The following is a 20,323-nucleotide window of genomic DNA, read 5'->3' as shown; positions in this document are numbered from 1 at the left end:
ACATGTTCGAGCTTCCCTTCGCATTCTCCACCCCGGCGGTCCTCCTCGCACTGGCCGGGCTCCCTGCCCTTTGGGTCCTGTTGCGGGTAACGCCGCCGCAGCCGCGGCGGATCGACTTCCCGCCGCTGCGCCTGATCCTCGATCTCGTGCCGAAGCAGGAGACGCCGGCGCGCACGCCGTGGTGGCTTCTCCTCCTCCGGCTCGTCATCGCTGGGCTGGTGGTTCTCGCCATGGCCGGGCCGGTCTGGAACGCCCGCAACGACGCGGCCGCGGGCTCCGGGCCGCTCCTGGTTCTGCTCGACAGCGGATGGGCGGCGGCTCCCGACTGGGCCGAGCGCGTGGCAGCCGTCGAGGACCTGGTGCGCGACGCGGAGCGGTCCGGCCGCGGCATCGCGCTGGTTCCCACCGGGGAGCCCGTCTCCGACATATCGATCACCGAGCCGGGGCGCACGCTTGAGCGCCTCCGCGCTCTGAAGCCCGCGCCCTACACGCCCGATCGGGCCTCCGTGCTTCCCGCGGTCGAGACCTTCCTGGCCCGCGAGCCTGCGGCACGGATCGCCTGGGTCTCCGACGGCGTCTCGGTGGGTGCGCCGACGGCATTCCTCGACGGGCTGAAGCGCGCGGCCGGAAACCGGACGCTCACCGTCATCGCAGGACCGGTCGCCCGGCCCATCGCCACGGCGGGGGCGACCAACTCGGCCGCAGGGCTGACCGTGCGCCTCGTGCGGGCGGAGCCCAATGGCCGCGACGCTGGCGAGGTGCGCGCCACCGACAGGCGCGGCCTGCCGCTGGGCGGCGCACGCTTCACCTTCGCCGCAGGAGCCACCGAGGCCGAGGCCGTGCTCGACCTGCCGGTCGACCTGCGCAACGATATCGCGCGTCTCGACGTCGCCGACGAGCGCACGGCCGGGGCCGCCACGCTGCTCGACGAGTCCAGCCGGAGGCGCCGCGTCGGGCTGGTCTCAGGCGGGACGGTCGAAACCTCCCAGCCGCTGCTCTCGCCGACCTACTACGTCGCCCGCGCGCTGGCGCCGTTCGCCGACGTGCGCGAGCCGCGCGTCGGGCCCGCGGATGCGATCGTGCAGCTTCTCGACGAGAAGGTGCCGATGCTGGTGCTGGCCGACACCGGCACGCTCCCTCCCGACATCCGCGACCGCCTCAGCCGCTACATGGACGAGGGCGGGCTGGTGATGCGCTTCGCCGGATCCCGGCTGGCTGCGGCCGAGGGCGACGACCTCGTGCCGGTCAAGCTGCGCCGTGGCGGCCGGTCGCTGGGCGGGGCCCTGTCCTGGGAATCGCCGCGTACGCTGGCCCCGTTCGACGAGGGCAGCCCCTTCCACGGCCTGACCCTGCCGCGCGACGTCGGCATCACCCGCCAGCTCCTGGCCGAGCCCTCGGCCGATCTCGGCGCGCGCACCTGGGCCTCTCTGTCGGACGGCACGCCGATCATCACGGCCGACCGGCGCGGCAAAGGTCTTCTGGTCCTCGTCCACGTCACCGCCGACACGACCTGGTCCAACCTGCCCCTGTCGGGTCTCTTCGTGGACATCATGCACCGGGTCGTCGACCTCGCGGGCACGGGCGACGGAGCCGGCCGTGCACCGGGAGGAGAGCGCGTGACCGTGGCTCCCATCCGCACGCTCGATGGCTTCGGAGTGTTCCAGACGCCGCCGCCCACCGCCCGGCCCATCGTTCTGGGCGGCGCGCAGCAGCCCGTCCTCGTCGCAGGCCTCGACCATCCGCCCGGCTTCTACGGATCCCCCGACACGCCGGTCGCGGTGAATACGCTTGCCCCCGACACAGTGCTGAGCCCGATCGACCACGCCAGCCTCGGCGTCACGGTGCAGCCCATTATCCGGCCGGCACCGCTCGACCTGCGGCCATGGCTGATCGGCCTGGCGCTGTTGCTCTTCGCGGCTGACAGCCTCGCCGTGCTCTGGCTCTCCGGCCGGCTCGGCCGGCCTCGCCGGGCGGTGGCCGCGGCAGGAATTCTCCTGGCCGCGCTCGCCGGTGGGGCAATGACCGCGTCGCTTCTCCCCTCCCCGGCATTCGCGGCAGAGACGACGCCGATCAGCCCGAAGGAGATCGATGCCGCGCTGGCGACCCGCTTCGCCTACGTGCTGACGGGCGACGCGACGGTCGACGAGACAAGCCGGTCCGGCCTGTCCGGCCTCGGCACCTTCCTTACGGCGCGCACCGCGCTAGACCCCGCCGAGCCCGCGGGCGTGGACATCGAGCGCGACGAGCTCTCCGTCTACCCGCTCCTCTACTGGCCGATCGTCGCCAACCGGCCGATGCCGGGCGAGGCTGCGATCCGCAAGCTCGACGACTTCATGAAGGGCGGCGGAACCGTAGTGTTCGATACCCGCGATGCGCTGGCACAGCGCCCGGGCGGGCCACCATCACCGGAAACGCTGATGCTGCGCCGCATCCTGGCGGGCGTGACCGTGCCGGAGCTGGAGCCCGTGCCGCCCGACCACGTCATCACCAAGGCGTTCTACCTGATCGATGCGTTCCCCGGCCGCTATGCCGACGGGCAGACATGGATCGAGGCGCTGCCGCGTGAAGGCCCCGACGCCGAGCGGCCGGCACGCGCCGGAGACGGCGTGTCGCCCATCATCATCACCTCCAACGACCTCGCAGGCGCTTGGGCGAGCGGACGCCGGGGAGAACCGCTCTACCCGCTGGTACCCGGCGGTCCGCGCCAGCGCGAACTCGCCTTCCGCGCCGGCGTGAACATCGCCATGTACGCGCTGACGGGAAACTACAAGGCGGACCAGGTCCACGTCCCGGCCCTGCTCGAGCGACTGGGCCAGTGACCGGACCTTCATGATGCACGTCGATTTCTCCCCCCTCCTGCCTCTTCCGATCGTGGCGGTCCTCGCCCTGGTCGGTTTCGGCGCGGCCGTGCTGGCGCTGGTCCTGCGCCAGAGGGGATCCGTGCTGCGGGTCCTGGCCGTCACCGCCTTCGTGCTCGCGCTGCTCAACCCCTCGCTGGTGCGGGAGGAACGGGAGCGCCTGAAGGACGTGGTCGGCCTCGTCGTCGACCGCTCCGCCTCGCAGTCGCTGTCGGTCCGCCCGGGCCAGATCGACCCCGTGGTCCAGGCCGTGCAGCGGCGGCTCGCCGGGCTGCCCGACGTTGAGGTGCGCCCGATCGAGGTGCGCGAAAGCGCCGGCGACGACGGGACGCGGCTCTTTTCGGCGCTCCAGTCCGGCCTCGCCGACGTGCCGCCCGAGCGCATCGCCGGCGCCATCATGGTGACCGACGGCGTCGTCCACGACATCCCCGAACAGGCCGCGCTGCTGGGCTTCAAGGCGCCGGTGCACGCGCTGATCACGGGCTTCGAGGGCGAGCGCGACCGCCGCATCGAGCTCATCGACACGCCGCGCTTCGGCATCGTCGGGCGGGACCAGACCATCCGCCTGCGCATCGACGATGCCGGGCATGAGGCCGCCGTGCGCGTGGTGGTGCGCCGGGACGGAGAGCAGGTCCTCGCTCGCGAGGCCTTTCCCGGCCAGGTTCTCAGCCTTCCCGTACGCATCGATCATGGCGGCGCAAACGTCGTGGAGATCGAGGCCGAGCAGGCCGATGGCGAGCTGACGGCGGTCAACAACAAAGCCGTCGTTCAGATCGAAGGCATCCGGGAAAAGCTGCGTGTGTTGCTGGTCTCCGGTCAGCCGCACGCCGGCGAGCGCACCTGGCGCAACATCCTGAAGTCGGACGCCAATGTCGACCTCGTCCACTTCACCATCCTGCGCCCGCCGGAGAAACAGGACGGAACGCCGATCAACGAGCTGTCGCTGATCGCCTTCCCGACGCGCGAGCTGTTCGAGACCAAGATCAACGAGTTCGACCTCATCATCTTCGACCGCTACGCCAACCAGTCGATCCTGCCGAGCGTCTATTTCGCCAATATCGTGCGCTACGTCCGCGACGGCGGAGCCGTGCTGATCTCGGCCGGTCCCGAGTTCGCCGGCCGCAACGGGCTGGGCTCCACCCCCCTCGCCTCGGCCATGCCGGCCCAGGCGGACGGGCGCATCCTGGAGCAGCCGTTTCAGGCCCGTGTCACCGATACAGGGCAGCGCCATCCCGTCACCCGCGCCTTGCCGGGCTCGGAAACGAACCCGCCGCAATGGGGCGAGTGGCTGCGCCAGATCTCCGCCGACGTGCGCACCGGGGCGGCCGTGATGTCCGGCGCCGACGACAAGCCCCTGCTCGTCCTGTCGCGGGAGGGCAAGGGGCGCGTCGCGTTGCTGCTGTCCGACCAGGCATGGCTGTGGGCGCGCAACTTTCGCTCCGGCGGCCCGCATCTCGACCTGCTCCGCCGCCTCGGCCACTGGCTCATGAAAGAGCCGGACCTGGAAGAGGAAGCACTGCGGGCGTCCGCCCGCGGCCAGCAGGTCACCGTGGAACGCCAGACGCTGGCCGACACCGTCGAGCCCGTGACGCTCACCGGCCCATCCGGCGCCACCGTGCAGGTGACGCCAGCCGCGGACCGCCCGGGGCTCTGGCGCGGCACGGCTGAGGTCGGCGAGAGCGGCCTCTGGCGGGCCTCGGACGGCAAGCTGAACGCCTTTGTCAGCGTCGGCCCTGCCAATCCGCGCGAATACCAGGAGGTGGCATCCACCATCGAGAAGCTGAAGCCGCTGGCGGAGGCGACGGGCGGATCCGTCCGCCGCGTGGCCACGGCGGCTGGTGATACCCCCCGCATCCCGACCATCGTTGCCCTCTCCGGCACGACCCGCTACGCGGTGGGCGACACGCTCGGCATCAAGGTCACGGACGCGTCCGTGGTCCGTGGCATGGGCGTGCTTCCGGTCTTCCTCGGTTTCGCCGGCCTGGTCCTGCTCGCGGCGAGCCTGCTCGCCACATGGCTCTCCGAGGCGAGGCTGGGCAGGCGCCGGAGCGCCTGATCACCGGGGCCGAAGCCTCATCCGGCCTCGCTTGGCTCACCATCGTCTCCCTTAAAGCGGGAAAAGGTGGGCAGCAGCTCGAAAGGTCTTCGAGCCTCAGGACGCGTCGGCCAGCCCCGCGGCCTTGTCCGGGAGAACCGCGCCCTTGGCGTCTTCCAGCGCGCCAGAGATCAATTCGAGCGCCAGGAGGCGGGCGGGGTCGACGGGGCCGGGCATGAGCAGCTTGGCGTGCGGCACGGCCCTGAAGCCGATGCGGCCGTAGAATGGCACGTCGCCGACGAGGATCACCAAAGCATGGCCGTGGTCGCGCGCCGCATCGACGGCGCGGGTCAGCAGCGCCATGCCGATGCCGCGCTTCATGAAGGCCGGCTCCACCGTCAGTGGCCCGAGCAGCAGCGCCTTGCGGCCACCGGCGAGGATCGGCGTCAGGCGGATCGAGCCCACCAGCAGCGTGCCCACTTCCGCCACGAAGGAGAGCTCGGGGCGGTGCGGAACGCCTTCACGTAGACGGAATGCCGTGCGGGCGAAGCGGCCGGGGCCGAACGCCCGCGCATGCAGCTTGTCGATGGTTTCGGCGTCGGAGGGCATCTCCGGCCGGAGGGAGAGCGAAAGGTCGGTCATGGTTCCGCGTGGGAAGTGGGCCGGCGCGTCGTCGATCAGCGCGCGGCGGGATGCGGATCGTCCGGCAATCCGGACGGCGGCGTGTCTCGCGCAGCCCCGGGCCGCACGCTCAGCTGCGTCGTCGCTCCCGCCTGGCCCTCATCGCGGTTCCCCCGAACGGGCCTTGCCCGCGGCGCGGCTGCGTATCACGGGCCCGGCCATGCGTCCACCGCCATCACCAGACGGATGCGGGCGGCCTGCCGCTCATGATTTCGCCCAGCCTTGCCAGCGTGGCGGGGCTCGTGTCGTCGGGAAGCGCGTCGACCCGAAAGAAGCGGCACTCGGCGATCTCGCCATTCGGCACGAACTCGCCCGTGCGCCGGAAGCGCCGAGCGACGTAGAGCAGGACATGGTCCCGCTTCGACACGCGGCGGTTGAGGAACACACCGTGCAGGGTTGGAGGATCGAGAAAGGCGACCGACGCCTCCTCCCGTGCCTCGCGCTCCATGGCTTCGATCGCCGTCTCGCCCGGCTCGACGCCGCCGCCGGGCAGGTACCATCCCGAGACGTAGCGGTGCCGTACGAGCAGCACGCCCTGCTCCGGGTCAATGACCGCGACGCGCACGCCCAGCGTCATCGGCCGCGAGAAACGCCACCATCCGTGGAGAACACGCTGCAGCAGCCGTTCGCGAAGGCGGCTGCCTCCCCGGCCCGAGTCACCCGAACTCATGCTGACCCCGTCGCTCACGTCCGCCGTCGAATCTTAGGGGCGACTCAACCGCCATGGGAAGGCTTGTGCGTCGCAAAAAGGAGATTAGAATGATTCCAAGATAGGAGACATCTTCATGGCGCTGATGACGCTTCCCCAACTCGGCGAGCGCGAGGTTCTCGCCGTGGCCATCGCCAGCGAGGAGGAGGATTCTCGCATCTACCAGACCTTCGCGGAGAAGGTGCGGGAGCAGTACCCCCACAGCGCGGCGGTCTTCGAGGAAATGGCTGAGGAGGAACGCGGTCATCGCCAGATGCTCTACGAGCTCTACCGCGAAAAGTTTGGCGAGCACCTGCCGCCGATCCGTCGCGAGGACGTGAAGGGGTTCCTCAAGCGGCGGCCCATCTGGCTGACGGCCAATCTCGGCGTCGACAAGATGCGGCAGGAAGCCGCAATCATGGAGATGCAGGCCGCCCGTTTCTACGAGAAGGCGGCCTCCCAGACGCTGGACGTCAGTGTCCGCGAGCTTCTCACGCGGCTGGCGGAGATCGAGCGCGGCCACAAGAAGAAAGCCGAGCAGCTGGAGGCGACGCACCTGCAGGGCGATGCCAAGGCCGAGGAGGAAGCCACCAAAAGGCGCATGTTCGTGCTGCAGTTCGTGCAGCCCGGGCTTGCCGGGCTGATGGACGGCTCCGTTTCGACGCTGGCGCCCCTCTTTGCCGCGGCATTCGCGACGCAGAACAACTGGGAGACGTTCCTCGTCGGTCTCGCCGCCTCGATCGGCGCCGGAATCAGCATGGGTTTCGCCGAGGCCTTGTCGGACGACGGCTCGTTGACCGGCCGGGGTACGCCATGGCTGCGCGGCCTCGTCACGGGCCTGATGACGACGCTCGGCGGCATCGGCCACACGCTGCCCTTCCTCGTGCCCGACAGCGTCCCCAACGCCTTCTACGTGGCAACGAGCATCGCCGTCGTCATCGTTCTTATCGAGCTCTGGGTTATCGCGTGGATCCGGGCGAAGTACATGGACACGCCCTTCCTGCAGGCGGCGTTCCAGGTCGTGCTCGGCGGAGCGCTGGTGTTTGCGGCGGGCATCCTCATCGGCAGCGCTTGACGCGGGCGGGGCGATCGGCAGAGGTGGGCGCGAATGTTCAGACTCGCTCATCTCTCCGATCCGCATCTCGGCCCCCTCCCCCAGCCCCGCCTCCGGGAGCTGGCCGGCAAGCGGATCACCGGCTACATGAACTGGCGCCGCGGGCGCGATCGTGTCCACGACATGGCGCTCATGGAGCGCCTTCTGGAGGATATGCGGGCGCAGTCTCCCGACCACATCGCCTGCACGGGCGATCTGGTGAACATCGGCCTGCATGGCGAGTTCCACGCCGCGAAGGCCTTCCTGGAAAAGCTCGGGGCCCCCACCAAGGTCAGCTTCGTACCCGGAAACCACGACGCCTACGTGAAGACCTCGCTGGGTGACATCGAGCGCTTCCTGGCGCCGTGGATGACCTCCGACAATGGCCGCTTCGAGGGCTTCCCGTATGTGCGGCTCGTCGGCCCCGTGGCGCTGGTGGGGCTGTCCTCCGCCGTGCCGACGGGACCTTTCCTCGCGTCCGGCACGCTGGGGCGTGAGCAGCGGACCCGGCTGGCGACCGTCCTGACCTTCCTCAAGGAGCAGAAACTCGCCCGCGTCATCATGGTGCACCACCCGCCCCACCGGATGGTGCCGCCCACGGGCCGCGGCCTGACCGATGCGCGCGCCTTCGAGTCCGTCATCGGCGAACATGGCGCCGAGCTCATCCTGCACGGGCACAATCACGTCACGTCCGTCAATCGCATCGCCGGGCCGAACGGGCCGGTGCCCGTCGTCGGCGTGCCGTCCTGCTCGGCCATCCGAGGCACGCTGACCCACAAGGCGGGCTACCACGTCTTCGACATCGATCTGAACGAATCCGGCGTGACGATATTGGGACGCACGCGCGGTTTGCGCCCCGACGGCAGTATCGAAGACATCGGCCCTCTCCCGCTCTAGCCACGGCGAGGTATTCCGGGCCAACCCTATCGTCTTTGCGACGAGAGTGGCGACGGATCAATCCAGAGTACGGCGCCGGACAGCAATCCATGCCGGGATTGCTTCGCCACGCGCGAAGAGGCTGTCCGTCGTCTCTCCGAACAGTCTGGCGGCGACCGGTGCTCCGATCAGCGCGGCCAGAACGAAGACAGGTCGACGCCGTGAGCGTGGAGGTAGCTCCACGCAACCACTCCCAGCACGCCTGCGCCGACGCCGATGAGGAATGCGAACAGCATGTCGCTCGGCGTATAGTGGCGCGATGCGGGAGCCCTTGTCGTCGGGATCGGCGTCACCGTGACGGCCGGTGCCCGGCCCTGCGCGTCCGGCGCGGGCTGCGCGTCCGTCTGCGGCAGCAGTGCCGGGGCCGGCGCCAGGGCGGCGGGGACGACGTCCGCGGCCAGCGCCTTCTCACGCTCGACCAGCCTGCGGCCGATGTAGAGCGTCACGGCCTCCACCAGCGGCTCGAGCCGCTCGCTCTCGGCCAGCAGGAGGCGGCCTGACCGGGTCTCCTGCACGAAGCGGAAGGCACGGCGATCCCGGCCCATCTCGACGAAGGCGATCATGTCGACGAACAACCGGGGTCTTTCCCCCGGCACGATGCCGACATCGAAGAGATCCACCCCCTCGGGGACCTGCGCCAGCACGGGGGCCAGCGCTTCCTTTAACATCTCCAACCGCGCCAGCTCGGCACCACGCAACTCTGCCGCCACCGAAGACCGCTCCGCCTCTTCGATGCGGGCCCGCCGCATCGCTGCCTGAAGGTCGGTTCCGCCACGCGGAAACGCATACACACTCTCGTCCACCGACGTACTCCCTCCAGCAGAGATGGCGCTTGGTGAACGAATGGTAAACGATCGGCGCCTCCGTACAAGCCGGGCGTGACCCGCCGGCGGCCTGTCCACGGCATTCGTCAGGGGTTGCGGATGTCGTCGTCGTCGAGGATCCGCGCCGCGGCCCCGTCGAGGTCGTCGTATTGGCCGCTCTTCAGCGCCCACAGGAAGGCGCCGAGCCCCATAAGACCCAGCCCCAGCGCGATGGGAAGCAGGTACACAAGCACATTCATCGCGCTGCCTCCGCCGGTCGCGCAGGCAACCCCCGCGCGCGGCCCCTCGCCTCGCGCCCGGTAGCTGCCGGCCGGCTTGCCATGCCACGCGCCCGCAACGCGTTCAGAGTGACCAGGACGGACGAACCCGACATCGCCGCGGCGGCGATGAGGGGAGTCACGAACCCGGCGATGGCGAGCGGCACGGCCACGACGTTGTAGATCACCGCGATGGCGAGATTTTGCCGCATCACGGAAACAGCCCGCCGCGAGATGGCCGCCGCCTCGGCAACGGAGGAGAGCCCCTCACCCAGGAACAACGCGTCGGCCGAGGCCTGGGCGATATGGGCCGCCGTCACGGGCGACATCGAGGCATGCGCCGCGGCAAGCGCGGGGGCGTCGTTGAGACCGTCGCCGATCATCAGCACCTTGCGGCCGCCGGCGGCCAGAGCCTCCAGGACGGCAATCTTGTCGCCGGGCTTGAGGGCCGCGTGGACCTCGGTGATGCCGAGCGCCCGTGCCACCGAGGCGACAGGCTCGTCCCGGTCGCCGGACAGCACGGCGAGGCGGTAGCCCGCCTTTCGCAGCCGCTCCATCACCGCGACCGCATCCGGCCGCAGCACCTGGCGAAGCATCGCGACGGCCCTGCGCCCACCCCACGAAATCGCGACGAGCGTCGCGTCCCTGTTGCGGGACAGCGCGGCCTCTGCCTCGGCTTCCGCACCACAGAAGTCAGCGCTGCCCAGCCTGGCCTCCATGCCGTCCACGATGGCGCGCACGCCGCGGCCGCTTTCCTCGGACGCGCCTTGAAGGGGCGTCCGGTCGGCTGCGCCGGACGCCAGCGCCGCGGCAAGCGGGTGACGGCTGGAGAGCGCCAGCCTGCACGCCAGCGCCAGCAGGTCCGGCTCGATCTCGCCGGCATTGACGATCCGGGGCTCCGGGGTGGTCAGGGTGCCGGTCTTGTCGAAGGCGATCGTGTCGCACGCTGCGATCCGCTCGATGGCATCGGGCGTCTGCAGCAGCACGCCTTCGCGGAACAGCGCCCCGGAGGCGACAACCTGCGTCGCCGGCACGGCGAGCGCGAGCGCGCAGGGGCAGGTGATGATCAGCACGGCGATGGCCGTGATCAGTGCGTCGTGCAGGCCCGCGCCGGCAAGGAGCCAGCCGATGCAGGTCAGCAGCGCCGTGACGTGGACGACCGGCGAGTAGACGCGGGCCGCCCTGTCGGCGAGGCGCAAATAGCGCGAGCGGGCGTCGGAAGCCGTCTCGACAAGGCGGTTCACCTCGGCGATGAGCGTCGCCTCGGCTGCGGCGTTGACGTCGACGGTCAGCGTCCCGTCGAGGTTCATCGTGCCGGCATAGACCTGTGCCCCCGGGCCGACGCGCACATGCGCGGTCTCGCCGGTGACCAGGCCCGCGTCGACGGAAGAAGCGCCCTCCCGCACGATGCCGTCGACGCTGACCCGTTCGCCCGGACGCACGAGCACCATGTCGCCGGGGCGGACCGCCTTGAGCAGGACTTCCTGCAATTCGCCGTCCGTCCCGATGCGCGCCGCCGTCTCCCCGCGCAGCGCGAGAAGGTTGCCGGCCACCGCCCGCGTCTTGCTGCGCATCACCTGGTCGAGCACGCGTCCGAGCAGCAGGAAGAACAGCAGCATCACCGCGCTGTCGAAATAGGCGTGGTGGGCGTGGTGGAATGTTTCGTAGAGGGACATCGAGAGCGCGAGCACCACGCCGAGCGAGATCGGCACGTCCATGGTCATGGAGCGGGCACGGATGGCCCTGATCGCACCGCGGAAGAAAGGCTGCCCGGCATAGGCTGCGGCGGGCATGGCGATCAGCGCCGAAAGCCAGTGGAAGAGGTCGCGCGTCTCGTCGGTAATGTCGGTGGCGTTGCCCGACCACACGGAGATCGAGAGCAGCATGATGTTCATCGCGGCGAAGCCCGCCACGGCGAGGCAGCGCAGGAGGAAGCGCATCTGCGCCTTTTCCAGTGTCTCCTGCGTCGAGGGCTCGAACGGATGCGCCTTGTAGCCCAGTTCCGCCAGGCGGCCGACGATGGCCGCGGGATCGAACTCCGGATCCGTCCACGCCGTCGCCAGCCGGCGGTGCGTGTAGTTCAGCCGCGCGCGCGCGAGGCCCGGCGTTCCCGCAAGACCGCGCTCGATGTCGCCGATGCAGGCGGCGCAGGTGATGCCCTCGATGGCGAGTTCCAGCCGATGCTCGCCATCCGGAGTTGTCTCGACGAGAGCGGAATAGTCGGTCGCGGGGGACATCGGACCTGCCTCGCGCTCAGCGCAGCGTGACCCTGTTGCGGGACATGAACATGCGCTCGCCGCCCTTCGTGAGAGTCACCACGAGGTCCCACTGGCCCGGCGGGACATTCTCGATCTCGGCCCGCCAGCTGCCCGATCCCGTGGCGACGAGGTCTCCGGCGCGGTCGAACTTTTTGTCCGCGGGGAACTCCAGCTTCGCCGCCCCCTCCAGCCCGCCGAGAGGCTGGCCCTTTGCGGCACCGTGCACGTCGATCCGGGCGTGCCCTTCGGCGCTGCGCTCGACATGCGCGTCGACCGTCCAGCCCAGCGCGTCCTGCCGGCGCGAGGCCTGCAGCTCCGTGTTGTAGGCGAGCCCGTCCTTGTAGGCGGTGTCGGTCTCGGTGCCGCTGAAGGTGCTCAGCGCGGCGCGCACCAGGAAAAAATTGGCGGTGAAGATCACGCCGAAGAAGGCGAGCACCATGGCCAACACATGCCAGCCGGTAAGGCGGAACCCACCCGCGGTCCCGCCGCCCGAGTCCGGGCCACTCTGCGCGGTCCCACGCATGACATCGCTCCTCATGGCGCGCTCCTCGGTCCCTGGAAGGTGTCGTCGACGATCGACGTGGCGCCGGTGGCCACATCGGTGAGGCGGAAGCGGATGCCTCTGGTGGAGAGGTCCTCACCCTTGGGAAGCGTGACCAGCACCCTGAGCTCGCGCGTCTGGTCCGGCTCGACCGACAGCAGAGCCGACTGCTCGGCCGTGCGCGGCGTGCCCACCACCTCCATTTGCGCGTCGGGCAGTCCGATCAGCTCGATCCGGAACGGCCGCTCCTCCAGCGCCTTGTTGCTGAGGCGGACGGTGAAGCCGTTGCGCACCGCCCCATCGGCAAGGCGGACATAAAGCGGATTGCGGTCGTGCAGGACGCTGAGGCCCAGCGTCTTGCGGGCCGCGAAGGTCCACGTCATCAGCGCGGCCACGAGCACGATCAGCGCCGTGTAGAGGATCGTCCTCGGCCGCACGATGCGCGTGATCGGCTCCTCGTGCGCGATCCGCCGCTGCAGGTTCATCTCGGTGTCGTAGCCGATCAGGCCGGTCGGCCGGCCAATCCTGGACATCACGTTGTCGCAGGCGTCGATGCACAGACCGCACTGGATGCAGCCGAGCTGGAGACGTCGCGAATGTCGACGCCGGTCGGGCAGACGGCGATGCACTGCCGGCAGTCGACGCAGTCACCCGCGGGCCCGTGCGCCTTGCGCGCGACTTCGGCCTTCTTGGCCGACATGCGCGGCTCGCCGCGGTCGTAGCGATAGGTGACGTTGAGCGCGTACTCGTCCGTCAGCGCCGCCTGGATGCGCGGCCACGGGCACATGTAGAGGCAGACCTGCTCGCGCATGAAACCGGCGAGCGCGTAGGTCGTCAGGGTGAGGATGGCGATCCAGACATAGGCGAGTGCCGGGGCCTGGAAGGTCACGAGTTCGCGCACCAGCGTGGGGGCGTCGGCGAAGTAGAGCACCCAGGCGCCACCCGTCCACCACGCGATCATCAGCCAGATCGAGTGCTTGAGGACCTTCTCCGAGATCCGCTCGAGGTCCCACGGCCCGCGGTCCTTGATGGCCTGCTCGCGGCTGTTGCCCTCAATCAGGCGCTCGACGGCATAGAACAGGTCGGTCCAGACGGTCTGCGGGCAGAAATAGCCGCACCACATCCGTCCCGCCACGGCATTGCTGAGGAACAGCACGAGCGCGGCGAGGACAAGCAGCCCGGTGACGTAGTAGAGCTCCTGCGGCCAGATCTCGATGAAGAAGAAGTAGAACCGCCTGTTGGGGAGGTCGAGCAGCACCGCCTGGTCGGGCGCGTTCGGCCCACGGTCCCAGCGCAGGAACGGCAGGAAGTAGTAGATGCCGAGCGCCACGACGAGGATGATCCACTTGATCGTCCTGAAGCGGCCCTTCACGGCCTGCTGGAAGATCTTCTTCCGCGCTTCGTAAAGCGGAAAGTCGTCATCGTCAGCGACGACGGACACGGGAGCGGGCGCCCCTGCGGGCACGGCTGCCGGTTCGACCCTGTCTGCGGGACCCGCGTGGTCCAGGCTGGTCATGGCTTGACGCCTTCGGAGGAATTTGGGGGACGGCTGCCGGGCGTCCCTCCGGACGCCCGGGCCGGATCGCAGGCGAAGGCCTACTGGCCGCCGCCGAGGGTGTGGACGTAGACGGCCAGTGCGTTGACGGTGGCGGGATCGAGGCGCTCTCCCCAGGCCGGCATCACGCCGCCCCGGCCGTTCGTGATGGTCTCCTCGATCGTCTTCTGGTCACCGCCATAGAGCCAGATGTTGGAGGTCAGGTTGGGCGCGCCGACCTCGGCATTGCCCTTGCCCTGCTCGCCGTGGCAGGCAGCACAGTTCTCGGCGAAGAGCTTGGCGCCCTTCTCCAGGTCCACCTTGCCCTCGGCCTTGTGGCCCGTGAGGGTCATCACATAGGCGGCTACCGACGGGATGTCCTCCTTGGGGATGATGCCGTCCTTGCCGAAGGCCGGCATGTTGCCCTGGCGGGACTGCTCGTTGGTGTTGCGGATGCCGTACTGAATCGTCTGGTGGATCTGGTCCGGCTTGCCGCCCCACATCCACTGGTCGTCGACGAGGTTCGGGAAGCCCTTGGCGCCGGCGCCGCCGGAGCCGTGGCACGGCGCGCAGTTGGTGCCGAAGGCCGCCTTGCCCGCCGCCTGCGCGGTCTGCAGCAGCTTCGGATCGGCGATGATCTCGGCAGGGGTGGCGCTGGCGAGCTTGGCGATGTTGGCGCCGCGCATGTCCTGCAGCGCCTTCATGTCGGTCTCGATCGCGTCGCGAGACTGCCAGCCGAGCACGCCACGCGTGTAGGAGCTGACCAGCGGCCAGGACGGATAGGCGATCCAGTAGACCACGCCCCAGACGATGGTGGCGTAGAAGAGCCACAACCACCAGCGTGGCAGCGGCGCGTTGAGTTCACGGATGCCGTCCCATTCATGGCCCGTGGTGGAGTACCCGCTGACGGGGTCCTTGGCATTGTCTTGGGCGGACATCGATCAGTCCTTCTCGAGAGGCATCCGCGAGGCTTCGTCGAAGTCCTTGCGGTTCCTCGGGTTGAGTGCGTAGACGAGCACCAGGCCGAACAGGACGACGAAGCCGATCATCCCCCAGGTCTGTGCGAAGCTTGCCATTGTCTCGTAGGTCATGACCGGCTCCTCAGCGGACGTTGGCTTTGCTGTCGTAGGTCTTGAAGTCGACGAGCGTGCCGAGCACCTGCAGGTAGGCGATCAGCGCGTCCATCTCCGTGACCTCGGCAGGGTTGCCGTCGAAATCGCCCATGTTCGCCTTGGGGTAGCGCTTGGCGACCGCGGCGGCGTTCGGGCTGTCCTGCGTGCCCTGCGCGGCGGCGTCGGCCTGGGCGTTGGCAATGTCCTCGTCCGTGTAGGGCGTCCCCAGCACGCGCAGAACCGCCATGTCCTCGGCGATGTGCGCCGTCTTCACGGGTGTCTGCGCCAGGAAGGGGTAGCCCGGCATGATCGAGGCCGGCACGACCGAGCGCGGGTTCGTCAGGTGCGCGCGCTGCCACTCGTTGGAGTACTTGCCTCCGACGCGCGCCAGGTCGGGACCGGTGCGCTTGGAGCCCCACTGGAAGGGGTGGTCGTACATGCTCTCGGCCGCCAGCGAGTAGTGGCCGTAGCGCTCCACCTCGTCACGCAGCGGGCGGATCATCTGCGAATGGCAATTGTAGCAGCCTTCGCGGACGAAGATGTTGCGCCCCGCCAGTTCGAGCGGCGAGTAGGGACGAACCCCCTCCACCGTCTCGATGGTGCTCTTGAGATAGAAGAGCGGGGCAATCTCCACGAGGCCGCCGATGGCGACGACCACGAGGATGCCGAGGAGCAGGATGATCGAGTTCTTCTCGAAGACCTGGTGCTTGACCCAGACGGACATGGAAGCCCCCTTACTCGGCCGGAACGAGTTGGGGACGGCCTGCTGTCTCCGGAGCGGTCTCCGGTGAGCGGATCGTCATCCACACGTTGAAGGCCATGATCAGCGCGCCCAGGAGGAACAGTCCTCCGCCGATGGCACGGATCACGTAGAACGGATGCATGGCCTCGCTCGTCTCGATGAACGAGTATTCGAGGAAGCCGAGCGAGGTGTAGGCGCGCCACATGAGGCCCTGCAGGATTCCGGACACCCACATCGCCGAGACGTACAGGACGATGCCGAGCGTCGAGACCCAGAAGTGCCAGTTGACGAGCTTCAGCGAGTACAGGCGGCTGCGGTTGAACACCCACGGGACGAGGCAGTAGATCGCGCCGAAGGAGATGTAGCCGACCCAGCCGAGTGCGCCGGAGTGGACGTGGCCGATGGTCCAGTCAGTGTAGTGCGACAGCGAGTTCACTGACTTCACGGACATCAGCGGACCTTCGAAGGTCGACATTCCGTAGAAGGCGATCGACACGACCATCATGCGCAGCACGGGGTCGGTCCGGAGCTTGTCCCAGGCACCCTGCAGGGTCATGAGGCCGTTGATCATGCCGCCCCAGGACGGCATCCACAGGATCACCGAGAACACCATGCCGAGCGTCTGCGCCCAGTCGGGCAGCGCCGTGTAGTGAAGGTGATGCGGGCCGGCCCAGATGTAGGTGAAGATCAGCGCCCAGAAGTGCACGATCGACAGCCGGTAAGAGTAGACCGGGCGGTTCGCCTGCTTGGGCACGAAGTAGTACATGATGGCCAGGAAGCCGGCCGTCAGGAAGAACCCGACCGCGTTGTGGCCGTACCACCACTGCACCATCGCGTCCTGCACGCCGGACCAGACGATGTAGGACTTGGACGAGAACAGCGACACCGGGATCGCGGCATTGTTGCCGAGGTGCAGCATCGCGATCGTCACGATAAAGGCGAGGTAGAACCAGTTGGCCACGTAGATGTGGGGTTCCTTGCGCTTCCACAGCGTGACCAGGAAGACGAGGAGGTAGACCACCCACACCACGGTGAGGAACAGGTCGGAGTACCACTCCGGCTCGGCGTATTCCTTCCCGTCCGTGATGCCGAGCAGGTAGCCCGTGCCGGCGATGACGATGAAGAAGTTGTAGCCGAGGATGACGAACCACGGTGCGAGGGTTCCAGCCAGCCGCGCGTGGCAGGTGCGCTGCACGACGTAGAAGGAACTCGCGAGAAGCACGTTGCCGCCGAAGGCAAAGATCACCGCCGACGTGTGCAGGGGGCGAAGCCGTCCGAAGTTCGTCCAGGGAAGGTCGAAGTTGAGCAGCGGATAGGCGAGCTGCAGGGCGATGATGAGCCCGACCGTGAAGCCCGCGATCCCCCACACCATGGCGGCGATCGTCCCGAACTTGATCGGGCCGTAATTGTAGTTGGGTTTGCCGTCGATCTCCTGCGGATCGGGTTCCGCCGGCCGCTCGAAATAGCGATTGAAGATCACGAAAACACTGGCCACGCTCGCCGCCGCGAAGAGGTAGGCGTGGAAAGCGTATTCCGGCGTGTAGGCCTTTGCCGCGACGACGATGCTCAGAATGGCGAGCCCGACGAGGGCTAGGATCGTCCCGCCCTCCCCGATCGTCATCATCTTACGGATGGCCGCTGGTTGCGCCATGACTTCCCCCTTGGGACCCGTGGTCGGTCCGAATGGTCCCGCACGCACGGCCGGCAAGTCCGGCACGGCGGTCGGTTCAACGGGTCGAACAAAGCGCTCACGCGCAGCACAGGGCGTTGATCAGGATCAAAGCGGCTCGGATTCGGCGCAAAGTCAGGGGTAGTCCTGATAGGACAGCGCGCCGCACGCACAATCTGGCTCAAAAATTGAGCATCGGCTCAGACGAAAGTCGATGCCGGCGCGACCTCCCGGTCGTGCCCAACCGGGAACCGCCGGCCGGAGGACGCGATTCTGAGCCCATGCGGATGCTGGTGTCGTGCAGGCCGGCGCCGCCTCACCCGTCGCATTGACCGAGCGTCTTGCCGCCTGATCGGGGCTTCCTCCGTCGCCTGATGTCGCGCTGATGTCGCCCCCGGCCAATCGGCGCACGACTGCGCCCGTAAGATTGCCATAGTGAAGATGTGGAACGAACCACACGCGAGGGGGGAGCCACACGCATGAACCAGGACGTGATCATCTCCTGCGCCATCACGGGCGCGGGCGACACCGTGGGCAAGCATCCCGCGATCCCCGTCACGCCTCGGCAGATCGCCGAATCGGCCTTGGAGGCGGCACGGGCCGGCGCGGCCATTGCTCACATTCACGTCCGCGACCCCGCCACGGGAAAGGCCGGACGCGACCTCGCACTGTATCGCGAGACGGTCGACATCATCCGGGACTCAGGCGTGGACGTCGTGCTCAACCTGACCGCAGGCATGGGCGGCGACTTCTTCTTCGATCCCGCCAACCCCGCCAGCGGCGGCACTGGAACCGACATGGCCGATGCCGCGGAGCGCGTGGCGCATGTCGAGGAGCTTCGGCCGGAAATCTGCACGCTGGACTGCGGCTCGCTGAACTTCGGCAATGGCGCCTACATCGCGACGGCCGAAGTGTTGCGGGAGATGGCGCAGCGCATCCAGGCCGCCGGCGTCAAGCCGGAGATCGAGGCGTTCGAACTTGGCCATATCTGGCTCGCCAAGCAGCTGATCAAGGAAGGGCTGGTCGACGAGCCGCCGCTCTTCCAGCTCTGCCTGGGCATCCCGTGGGGCGCCGAGGCGACCACGGAAGCCATGCTGGCCATGCGCAGCCACCTTCCCCAGGGATGCAACTGGGCGGGATTTGCGATCGGCCGCAACCAGATGCCCTTCGTGGCGCAGGCCGTGCTGCTGGGCGGCAATGTGCGCGTCGGCCTCGAGGACAACATTTGGCTTGACCGCGGCGTGCCCGCCACCAACGGCTCGCTGGTTTCGCGCGCCAGGGAGATCGTCGAGCGCATGGGCGCACGCGTCCTCGGACCGGAAGAGGCGCGCCGCAAGCTGGGGCTGCGCAAGCAGCGCTGAGCGGAGCTGGACATGAGCGGCGAGGTCCGGCGCGTCACCGCGCCCTATGAGGGGATCCCCTTCAAGGGATGGGACCCGGCTGCCCCGATCCCGGCGCCACTCTCGCTGCATGCCTGCACGGTGAAGCCGGAGTGGACCGACTACAACGGCCACATGAGCGAGAGCATCTACCTGCTCGTGATGGGCGACCATTCGGACGCGTTCTTCCGGTTTTTCGGCATCGACGAGGCCTACCGGGCGACCGGCCGCTCGCTCTACACGGTCGACACGCGGATCCGCTACCTGAAGGAGTGCTCGGAAGGTGACCGGCTGCGTTTCACGCTGCGGGTGCTGGACCTCGACGAGAAGCGGCTGCACATTTTCCACGAAATGCTGGATGCCGGCAGCGGCGCGTTGCTCGCGACCGGCGAGCAGCTTCTCGTGCACGTCGACATGAACGCCGGTCGGTCGAGCCCTCTGCCGCCGGAGCTCCACCAGCGCCTGGAAGCCATCCGGAAGGCTCACGCCTCCCTGCCCGTCCCCTCTACGGTTGGCACCGCCATCGGCATCGTCAGGAAAAAGGACCAGGCATCGTGAGCTTCCCCCTCAGCGACGAGCACCTGATGATCGTCGACATGGTGCGCGCCTTCGTCGAGAAGGAGCTCTACCCGCACGAGGATCTGGTCGAGCGCACCGACGACGTGCCGGACGAACTGGCGCAGGAGATCCAGCGCAAGGCGATCGAACTCGGTCTTTACGCCGCCAACATGCCGGCCGAGCACGGCGGCGGCGGCCTCGACGCGGTCGGCGTGACGCTGCTGGAGCGCGAGCTCGGGAGGGCGTCCTACGGGCTGCAGATGGCCGTGGCCCGCCCCTCCAACATCCTGCAGGGCTGCACCGGCGACCAGATCGGGCGCTACCTCGTGCCCACCATCAAGGGCGAGCGGCACGACTGCCTCGCCATGACCGAGCCCGGAGCAGGCTCCGACGTACGCTCCATGAAAACGCGCGCGGAGAAGCGCGGCGGCGACTGGGTCATCAACGGCGCGAAGCACTTCATCAGCCACGCCGACAAGGCCGACTTCGTCATCCTCTTCGCCGCCACCGCCCACGAGGACACGCCGAAGGGTCGCAAGGCGAAGATCTCCGCCTTCCTCGTCGACATGGGCACGCCCGGCTTCACCATGCGGCGTGGACCCGCCTGCGTGTCGCACCGTGGCTACCACCAGTGTGAGCTCTTCTTCGACGACTGCGTCGTCTCCGGCGCCCAGCTCCTCGGCGAGGAAGGCAAGGGCTTCGACCTGATGAACGACTGGCTGGGCGCCACCCGCCTCACCGTCGCCGCGACCAGCGTCGGCCGCGCCCAGCGCGTGCTGGAGGCGACGCTGGACTGGGCCTCGCAGCGCAAGCAGTTCGGCGAGGTGATCGGCAAGTTTCAGGGCGTCAGCTTCCAGCTCGCCGACAGCCGCACGGAGATCGAGGCCTCCGACCTCCTTACCCTGGCGGCCGCATGGAAGCTGGACCAGGGCACCGTGACCGACATGGACTACGCCATGGCCAAGCTCTTCGCCTCCGAGACGCTGGCGCGCGTCACCGACAGGGCCATCCAGATCTATGGCGGCATGGGGCTGATGTCCTCGCTGCCCATCGAGCGCTGGTGGCGCGACGCGCGCGTCGAGCGCATCTGGGACGGCACCAGCGAGATCCAGCGCCACATCATCTCGCGCGCCATGCTGCGCCCGCTCGGGGCCTGAC

17 protein-coding genes and 1 pseudogene are annotated in these 20,323 nt (G+C 68.6%); 7 read left to right on the top strand and 11 right to left on the bottom strand.

The annotated features are described in order from the left end of the window. Positions 1-2 precede the first annotated feature (2 nt). Positions 3-2,819, top strand: coding sequence for a DUF4159 domain-containing protein (locus tag AC5JCN_RS02310; RefSeq protein ID WP_495753384.1), 2,817 nt, complete (start codon positions 3-5; stop codon positions 2,817-2,819). 10 nt (positions 2,820-2,829) lie between these two features. After that, a complete protein-coding gene (locus tag AC5JCN_RS02305; RefSeq protein ID WP_495753383.1) occupies positions 2,830-4,914 on the top strand; it encodes a hypothetical protein in 2,085 nt (694 codons plus the stop codon). 96 nt (positions 4,915-5,010) lie between these two features. Here AC5JCN_RS02305 and AC5JCN_RS02300 read toward each other — a convergent pair whose 3' ends face one another. Both AC5JCN_RS02300 and AC5JCN_RS02295 read right to left on the bottom strand, forming a co-directional pair. Beyond that, entirely contained in the window at positions 5,011-5,535 is a 525-nt protein-coding gene (locus AC5JCN_RS02300) for a GNAT family N-acetyltransferase (RefSeq protein WP_495753382.1), read from the bottom strand. Positions 5,536-5,749: 214 nt separating this feature from the next. After that, entirely contained in the window at positions 5,750-6,244 is a 495-nt protein-coding gene (locus tag AC5JCN_RS02295) for an NUDIX domain-containing protein (RefSeq protein WP_495753381.1), read from the bottom strand. Positions 6,245-6,365: 121 nt separating this feature from the next. Here AC5JCN_RS02295 and mbfA point away from each other — a divergent pair, with 121 nt between their 5' ends. After that, the gene (mbfA, locus tag AC5JCN_RS02290) at positions 6,366-7,337 is read left to right on the top strand and encodes an iron exporter MbfA (RefSeq protein WP_495753733.1); all 972 of its coding nucleotides are present in this window, start codon (positions 6,366-6,368) and stop codon (positions 7,335-7,337) included. Positions 7,338-7,370: 33 nt separating this feature from the next. Next, a complete protein-coding gene (locus AC5JCN_RS02285; protein ID WP_495753380.1) occupies positions 7,371-8,252 on the top strand; it encodes a metallophosphoesterase family protein in 882 nt (293 codons plus the stop codon). 167 nt (positions 8,253-8,419) lie between these two features. On the opposite strand, the gene AC5JCN_RS02280 is transcribed toward AC5JCN_RS02285, so the two are convergent. The 9 genes and pseudogenes from AC5JCN_RS02280 to ccoN all read right to left on the bottom strand — a co-directional run bounded on the left by AC5JCN_RS02280 (position 8,420) and on the right by ccoN (position 17,210). Continuing rightward, positions 8,420-9,094 (bottom strand): hypothetical protein, encoded by a 675-nt coding sequence (locus AC5JCN_RS02280; protein WP_495753379.1) that lies wholly within the window; start codon positions 9,092-9,094, stop codon positions 8,420-8,422. 107 nt (positions 9,095-9,201) lie between these two features. After that, positions 9,202-9,354: a cbb3-type cytochrome oxidase assembly protein CcoS gene (ccoS, locus tag AC5JCN_RS02275; RefSeq protein WP_495753378.1), complete on the bottom strand. Its 153-nt coding sequence runs from the start codon at positions 9,352-9,354 to the stop codon at positions 9,202-9,204. Further along, the gene (locus AC5JCN_RS02270; RefSeq protein WP_495753377.1) at positions 9,351-11,609 is read right to left on the bottom strand and encodes a heavy metal translocating P-type ATPase; all 2,259 of its coding nucleotides are present in this window, start codon (positions 11,607-11,609) and stop codon (positions 9,351-9,353) included. The genes ccoS and AC5JCN_RS02270 overlap by 4 nt, the downstream gene beginning before the upstream one ends. Positions 11,610-11,625: 16 nt before the next feature. After that, the gene (locus AC5JCN_RS02265) at positions 11,626-12,168 is read right to left on the bottom strand and encodes a FixH family protein (protein WP_495753376.1); all 543 of its coding nucleotides are present in this window, start codon (positions 12,166-12,168) and stop codon (positions 11,626-11,628) included. Continuing rightward, positions 12,165-13,687 (bottom strand): annotated as a pseudogene (ccoG, locus tag AC5JCN_RS02260) (cytochrome c oxidase accessory protein CcoG). Before ccoG ends, AC5JCN_RS02265 begins: the two are co-directional and overlap by 4 nt. Positions 13,688-13,767: 80 nt before the next feature. Next, a complete protein-coding gene (ccoP, locus tag AC5JCN_RS02255; RefSeq protein ID WP_495753375.1) occupies positions 13,768-14,643 on the bottom strand; it encodes a cytochrome-c oxidase, cbb3-type subunit III in 876 nt (291 codons plus the stop codon). Between the two features lie 3 nt (positions 14,644-14,646). Then, positions 14,647-14,796 (bottom strand): cbb3-type cytochrome c oxidase subunit 3, encoded by a 150-nt coding sequence (locus tag AC5JCN_RS02250; protein WP_495753374.1) that lies wholly within the window; start codon positions 14,794-14,796, stop codon positions 14,647-14,649. Positions 14,797-14,806: 10 nt separating this feature from the next. Then, the gene (gene ccoO / locus AC5JCN_RS02245; RefSeq protein WP_495753373.1) at positions 14,807-15,541 is read right to left on the bottom strand and encodes a cytochrome-c oxidase, cbb3-type subunit II; all 735 of its coding nucleotides are present in this window, start codon (positions 15,539-15,541) and stop codon (positions 14,807-14,809) included. A gap of 10 nt (positions 15,542-15,551) precedes the next feature. Next, positions 15,552-17,210 carry a cytochrome-c oxidase, cbb3-type subunit I gene (ccoN, locus tag AC5JCN_RS02240; RefSeq protein ID WP_495753372.1) on the bottom strand — a complete coding sequence of 553 codons (1,659 nt, stop codon included), beginning with the start codon at positions 17,208-17,210 and terminating at the stop codon, positions 15,552-15,554. 497 nt (positions 17,211-17,707) lie between these two features. Between ccoN and AC5JCN_RS02235 the strand changes: the two genes are divergently transcribed. From AC5JCN_RS02235 to AC5JCN_RS02225, 3 genes are read left to right on the top strand one after another with little or no spacing between them, the layout of a single operon-like run. Further along, positions 17,708-18,589 carry a beta-keto acid cleavage family enzyme gene (locus AC5JCN_RS02235; RefSeq protein WP_495753371.1) on the top strand — a complete coding sequence of 294 codons (882 nt, stop codon included), beginning with the start codon at positions 17,708-17,710 and terminating at the stop codon, positions 18,587-18,589. Positions 18,590-18,601: 12 nt separating this feature from the next. Then, on the top strand, positions 18,602-19,165 hold the full coding sequence (locus AC5JCN_RS02230) for a thioesterase family protein (RefSeq protein WP_495753370.1): 564 nt from the start codon (positions 18,602-18,604) through the stop codon (positions 19,163-19,165). Next, the gene (locus AC5JCN_RS02225) at positions 19,162-20,322 is read left to right on the top strand and encodes an acyl-CoA dehydrogenase family protein (protein WP_495753369.1); all 1,161 of its coding nucleotides are present in this window, start codon (positions 19,162-19,164) and stop codon (positions 20,320-20,322) included. The genes AC5JCN_RS02230 and AC5JCN_RS02225 overlap by 4 nt, the downstream gene beginning before the upstream one ends. Position 20,323: the final 1 nt, after the last annotated feature.

The organism is Alsobacter sp. (genome assembly GCF_059501845.1).
This window is presented reverse-complemented; position numbering and strand designations above follow the sequence as displayed.